This window comes from Sulfurimonas sp. (genome assembly GCF_027056685.1).
In the GTDB taxonomy this organism is placed as follows: Bacteria; Campylobacterota; Campylobacteria; order Campylobacterales; family Sulfurimonadaceae; genus Sulfurimonas.
On the sequence record NZ_JALUKE010000018.1, the window covers coordinates 1 to 5,837 of the forward strand.

A 5,837-nucleotide genomic window follows, 5' to 3' on the forward strand; every position below is an offset into this window, starting at 1 on the left:
CATGTAAAAGTTTTCCTGTAACAGCGTGTGACTCATATGATTGAACTACAACATTCATTTCGTTTCCATTAATTGAAACTGGAAATGCCAATGTCTCTTTATTACGAACAGCACGGATATACTCATTATCTTTAAACGCAGCATTGATATTTTCAAGCCCTTTTCCGTAAATATTCGCAATTAGATAACCATCACGGCGAAGTGCTTTTGTGCCCTTTTTGCCAATACTCTCTCTAACTATACCTTCTAACATATGAAGTCCTTTGTTTTTTAAAATGGACGCAATTTTACCTAAATTTTAATTAATTTCTACTTTAAATCAAAAATATCATCATTATTTATTTCAGCTGTGACATTACTATTTCCATCATTATCTGAAGGTGCAAAATTTTCTGACATTGTTCCACTTGTAAGTCCATTGATTTTAAGCTCCAAATCAGATGCGCTTGTAGCATTGTCAAGTGCCTGTTTCTTAGATATGACACCTTCATGGTAAAGATCTAAAATAGCCTGATCAAAACTTTGTGATTTATAATGCTCTTTTCCAGCTTCAATTACATCTCGTATTTCATAATCTCGGTTTTCCATAATAAGTTTTTCAATCGTAGGAGTCCGCACAAGCACTTCCATAGCAGCGCGTCGCTTTCCATCAACAGTTGGAATAAGCCTCTGAGATATAACACCCTGCAATACACCTGCTAATGACATACGCACACGATTTTGCTCATCCGTTGGAAATTGCGCAATAATACGGTTTACCGTCTCTTTTGCATCAATTGTATGCAAGGTAGAAAAAACCAAATGTCCAGTATCGGCTGCATGCAATGCAAGATTTACTGTTTCTTTATCCCTCATTTCTCCTACAAGTATGATGTCAGGATCTTCACGAAGTGCAGCGCGAAGAGCAGAACCAAATGAGTTCGTATCTTGTCCAACTGAACGCTGATTTATGATACATCCTCTATCTTTGTGAACAAATTCAATTGGATCTTCAATGGTAATAATATGCTTTTTACGAGTAAGATTAATGGAATTTACCAAACATGCCAAAGTAGTCGATTTTCCACTTCCTGTTACTCCAGTAACAAGAACTAAGCCTCTCTCTTTAAAAGCAAAATCTGTCACAACTTCAGGAAGATGCAACTCTTGGGCAGTTGGTATTTTAACAGGAATAACACGAAAAACAGCAGAAACACCTTCCATCTGAAAAAATATATTAACACGAAAACGGTTATTTTCATCAAAAGGATAAACAAGATCTAGCTCTTTTTTCTCTACAAATTCGGCAAATCTTCCGCGTAAAAGTTCCTTTGCAAAAGTAAGTGCATCCTCTTTCGAGAGAATACCACCAGAAAACTGTTTTATCTCACCATTTATACGGGCACGGATTACAGAGTTTGCCTTTACATGAAGGTCACTTCCGCCAACCTCAATCATCTTTTTCAGGTGCGCTCTTACCTTTTTTAACTCTTCAAAAGTAAGTTTGCTCACATCTACTTCAGTGTTCATAATGCCTCCAATATTTCCTTAAATGCATCTTTAAATGCTTCTAGTCCATCTTCTATCTGCTTATTTAGCACCCCATCTAAATTAATGCCTGCTGCTTGTATATTTTTAAAATGAGACTCTATAACTTCAGCAGATATAGGCAGTACTTTGTCTTTTTTTGCATCTTTATCAAATGCTTTTATTGTAGCAATAGGTGCTGTATTTACTGTATTGTACGCTAAGAGTTGTTCCACATAATAGTAAGGAGGTAAAGAATCATCTTTTACCCCTGTACTAGCAAAAAGAGCTCTACATCTCGGTACTTTTATTGCTTCTATCGCTTCGTATATCACAGCAGTGTTGTATATGCCCGTAAGTGCAGTTGGCACACCTTTTTCTTGTAATATTGCATCAATAGCGCGGTCAATTCTACTCACAAATATACTTATTACACTATCCACACTTTTACCAGCTTTAGTTATTCCTCTTGTAAACGCAGCGGCACAATTAAGTGCCTGCTCCTTTTTAAATATAAGCGTTGCGTTTACAGGTATGCCTACAGCGATTAACTCTTCCATTGCAATGTAACCAGCATCTGTAGCAGGTACTTTTATCATCACATTCTTTCGCTCAATTGCCTTAAAAAGACGCTTACCCTCTGCCACTGTCGCCACAGCATCATCACAAAGAAAAGGATCTACTTCAATGCTAACATATCCATCATCACCCTTTTTATATAAAGGTTCAAGCACATCCGCTGCTTTTTGAATATCAAATATAGCAACTGCTTCATATTTTTCTTTTGAAGATAGCGTTGTGTCTAAAGAAGACAACTGTTCTTTGTATGCAGGTGAACTTAAAATGGCATTTTTAAATATTGCCGGATTTGAAGTAGCTCCATTTACAATTTTTTTTTCTATCAACTCTTTAAATTCATTTTCAAGATAATCTCTTTCAATAAAATCTGCCCAAAGTGAAAACTTCAAATCTTCTATATACATTTATCAATCGTCCTTAATTTTTAATTATTATAACTCAATAAATATAAAACTAAGATAGTGTTTTTGGAACTCTGATTTTGAAGACCGTTGTACTATCCTTGGAAAAAACTTCAATATGGGTATGAAACTGCTTCTGCATTATCATCTGAGACATATAAAGACCTAAACCTGTTCCATTTTTTCCTTTTGTACTAAAATAAGGCTCAAAAATAGATTCAATGTTATCTTTATGAATCCCACCAGCATTATCATGCACTTCAATAAGAACATTATCTTCCTCATTTAAAATGCAAACAACAACTTTAGGATTCTCAATTTTCATCTCTATAAACTCATCTATGGCATTATTTAAGATGTTTAGCAGCACCTGAATTATTTCATTTACATAAGTTTTAATAATTATTGGCTTTTCTACATCAATTTTTATCTCAATATTTGTATTTTTCACTCTTGGTAAAGTAAAATTAATGACCCTTTTTACTAAATTTATAACATCTATTTTCTTTAGCTCTTTTTGAGGGTTAAAATAGGTCTGAAAATCATTTATGGTATCAGAGAGATAGACTGCGGTGTCACTTATATTATTTAATACCCTGTCAAGTTCTTTATCACTCACCTCTGCATTCAACATCCGTTTTACCTGAAAATTTGAGATATTGAGCGTGACACTTGAGAGAGGTTGTCTCCACTGATGAGCTATCATACTTATCATTTCACCCATTACAGCTTGTTTAGACTGCATTGTAAGCAGCTTGTCTTTTTGTGTTAACTCTTCAAGTTGTTGTTTTAAAATATTTTGTTGCAATAAAATAGTAGAGCGTGCCTCTTCCATTCTTTTTTTATAAAAATAGACAATTATACTCACGATGACTAGCACAAAGCTAAGATAAAAGAGCTGAAAGAATGTATAGTGTATAGCAATAAATGGTTGCAATGGTGCCAGTAAAATCATAAAAATCAAAAAGAAAAACCACAAAAAGAAAATTTTAATTTCTGGCATATAGAGCATTACAATCGGATAGGTAAAAAACCAGACAAGCTTCATTTCTGCAGGTGTACTTATATAAACCAATAAAATAAGGAAAATAGAAAATTGAGTTGTTGAGATTGAAGCTACAAGATTATAAAACTTTTTATCTTTTCTTAGCAAAAGTAGTAAACATATATTTATACAAAAAAGAATAAATTCAGAAGTTCCCAATGCATGATTATCTTTTATTAAAAAATTAATAAACATCCCATACAAAACGCCAATTGATGATAAGACAATAGCGATATTCATCATCTGAAACCTATTTTTTAATCCATCATCATCCACAAAATGCCAGCCACTTGTAAAAAAATTCTCTTGAATACTCATTTTAGCCTTCCTTATGGCAAATATATTTTATCTAGCATCTCTTGATACTCTGATTCTACACTACTATCAAGTGTTATACCACCACCACTTTTATAAAAGAACTTCTCTTCTCTCTTTTCTATAAAGCGTATCATCACGCCACTATCAAATGATTTTCCATCATAAATACCAAAAACCCCACTAAAAAATTTTCTCTCATACCCTTCAATCTCTTTAATAATTTTGAGCGTACTCTTTTTTGGTGTTCCGCTTATACTTCCAGCAGGAAGCAGAGATTTCAAAATATCACCCAAGTTTTCGTGCCAGTTTTGTGGCAGTTTTGCACTTATTTTAGAACTTACTTGTAGTAGCTCTTTCTCGCCTGCTTCTATTTTAGTAATATAACGAAATTTCTCAACTTGCACTTCTTTTGCGACTATTGAGAGGTCATTTCGTAATAAGTCCACTATCATAACATGCTCTGCCATCTCTTTTTCATCTGCTAAAATTTTTTCTTTAGCATTTTTCACAGTAGCGTCAATAGTCCCTTTCATAGGAAAAGTTGTAATTGTATCACCTTGAATTTGAATAAATGTTTCAGGAGAAAAGCAGATAAACTCATCTTTATAGCGTAACTTATAATGTGCATTTGCAAGTGTGTACATCTCTTTTAACGAGAGATTCTTCTCAAGTGGTGTCTCTTGGGTGAGATTTAAAAGGTAAGTCTCCCCTGCTTTTATTTTTTCAATAACATACTCAAATTTCTTTTTGTACTCTATAAAATCTATGGCTCTTAAACGCAGTCGATGGGGGTGAGCAGAAGCAATATAATTTGCATCAATTGTAAACTCTATATCTTCACTCTCTAATTCATTAAGAGGAATAACTTCAATATTTTTCGCCTCAAAATCACTAATAAATAAAAAAGGCTCTCTTTTTGATGCTAAAGAGTTAATCCGCTTAAAACTCATTTGACGCTTTTAAGCTATAAGCTTTTTTAAAATGGCCATACGGATATTTACACCATTTGTCACTTGTTCTAAAACCTTACATCTTGGATCTTCAAGCATAACATCTGATATGTCTATATTTCTATGCACTGGTCCAGGATGCAGAAGTATGATGTCTCTGTTACCCACTAACTCTTCTGTAATACAAAAATCACTCGCATAATCTTTCAAAGAGGCATAACTTTGAGAGGAGTGTCTCTCTGTTTGTGTTCGCAGGCTCATAATAGCATCCACTTCATCAATAATATCTTCAATGTAATGCGTAAAACGCAGTGAAGTTTTTGGCAAGAAATGAGGTGGAGCTACAAGAATGACCTCCATCCCAAAACGAGTTAAGAGTTCAATATTAGAGTTTGCCACACGAGAATTTTTTATATCACCCACTATGGCAATCTTTTTACCACTCACATCTGTAAAATGCTCTTTAAGAGTATAAAGGTCAAGAAGAGCTTGAGAAGGATGGGCATGCGCACCATCTCCTGCGTTTACAATACTCGCTTTTGTATGTTTTGAAAGGATTTTAGGAACACCAGCGTTTTGATGCCGTACAATAATAGCATGAGGACCCATAGCATCAAGGTTCATTGCAGTATCTACAAGCGTTTCCCCTTTTTTCGTTGAACTCTTTGCCACATCAAGATGAACTATCTCTGCACCAAGTCGTTTCGCTGCTATCTCAAAAGAGCTTTTTGTACGAGTGGAGTTTTCAAAAAAGAGTGTAATAATAATTTTATCTTGCAAAATTCTCTCAAAATGCCCATCACTAAATCGCTTTGCATCAGCTAAAATTGCTTCTATCTCTTCTACACTAAAGTCATCTGTACGGATTAAATGTTGCATATTAAGTTCCTATCAAATATTTTAGAGATTATACAAGACATCACAAATTGTGTCAATGTCCTTATCTACTTTTAGAACTTCTTGTTGCTTTTTTATAAAATAAGGCTCACTTACTTTTGCAAAACTTTCGTCACTCTTACGGCAGTTAAATGCAAGCAC

At 34.2% G+C, this 5,837-nt stretch carries 5 protein-coding genes and 1 pseudogene; all 6 read right to left on the bottom strand.

Annotated features, from left to right (window positions below; all coding sequences use genetic code 11):
- Window positions 1–253 (bottom strand): annotated as a pseudogene (locus MVY38_RS00755) (50S ribosomal protein L25); the annotation flags it as partial.
- A gap of 56 nt (window positions 254–309) precedes the next feature.
- Window positions 310–1,509, bottom strand: a complete 1,200-nt coding sequence (locus MVY38_RS00760; RefSeq protein ID WP_297482360.1) for a type IV pilus twitching motility protein PilT — start codon at window positions 1,507–1,509, stop codon at window positions 310–312.
- Window positions 1,506–2,489: a transaldolase gene (locus tag MVY38_RS00765; protein ID WP_297482362.1), complete on the bottom strand. Its 984-nt coding sequence runs from the start codon at window positions 2,487–2,489 to the stop codon at window positions 1,506–1,508. The genes MVY38_RS00760 and MVY38_RS00765 overlap by 4 nt, the downstream gene beginning before the upstream one ends.
- A 49-nt stretch (window positions 2,490–2,538) precedes the next feature.
- Complete coding sequence (locus tag MVY38_RS00770; protein WP_297482365.1) at window positions 2,539–3,849, bottom strand: HAMP domain-containing sensor histidine kinase; 1,311 nt, start codon at window positions 3,847–3,849, stop codon at window positions 2,539–2,541.
- Window positions 3,850–3,860: 11 nt separating this feature from the next.
- On the bottom strand, window positions 3,861–4,799 hold the full coding sequence (locus MVY38_RS00775) for an aminodeoxychorismate synthase component I (RefSeq protein WP_297482368.1): 939 nt from the start codon (window positions 4,797–4,799) through the stop codon (window positions 3,861–3,863).
- A gap of 9 nt (window positions 4,800–4,808) precedes the next feature.
- On the bottom strand, window positions 4,809–5,678 hold the full coding sequence (locus MVY38_RS00780) for an aspartate carbamoyltransferase catalytic subunit (protein ID WP_297482370.1): 870 nt from the start codon (window positions 5,676–5,678) through the stop codon (window positions 4,809–4,811).
- Window positions 5,679–5,837: the final 159 nt, after the last annotated feature.

Bases quoted from the DNA above. Each gene is read 5' to 3' on its own strand.
- MVY38_RS00780 (WP_297482370.1), bottom strand. From the start codon at position 5,678: ATGCAACATTTAATCCGTACAGATGACTTTAGTGTAGAAGAGATAGAA.
- MVY38_RS00775 (WP_297482368.1), bottom strand. From the start codon at position 4,799: ATGAGTTTTAAGCGGATTAACTCTTTAGCATCAAAAAGAGAGCCTTTT.
- MVY38_RS00765 (WP_297482362.1), bottom strand. From the start codon at position 2,489: ATGTATATAGAAGATTTGAAGTTTTCACTTTGGGCAGATTTTATTGAA.
- MVY38_RS00770 (WP_297482365.1), bottom strand. From the start codon at position 3,849: ATGAGTATTCAAGAGAATTTTTTTACAAGTGGCTGGCATTTTGTGGAT.
- MVY38_RS00760 (WP_297482360.1), bottom strand. From the start codon at position 1,509: ATGAACACTGAAGTAGATGTGAGCAAACTTACTTTTGAAGAGTTAAAA.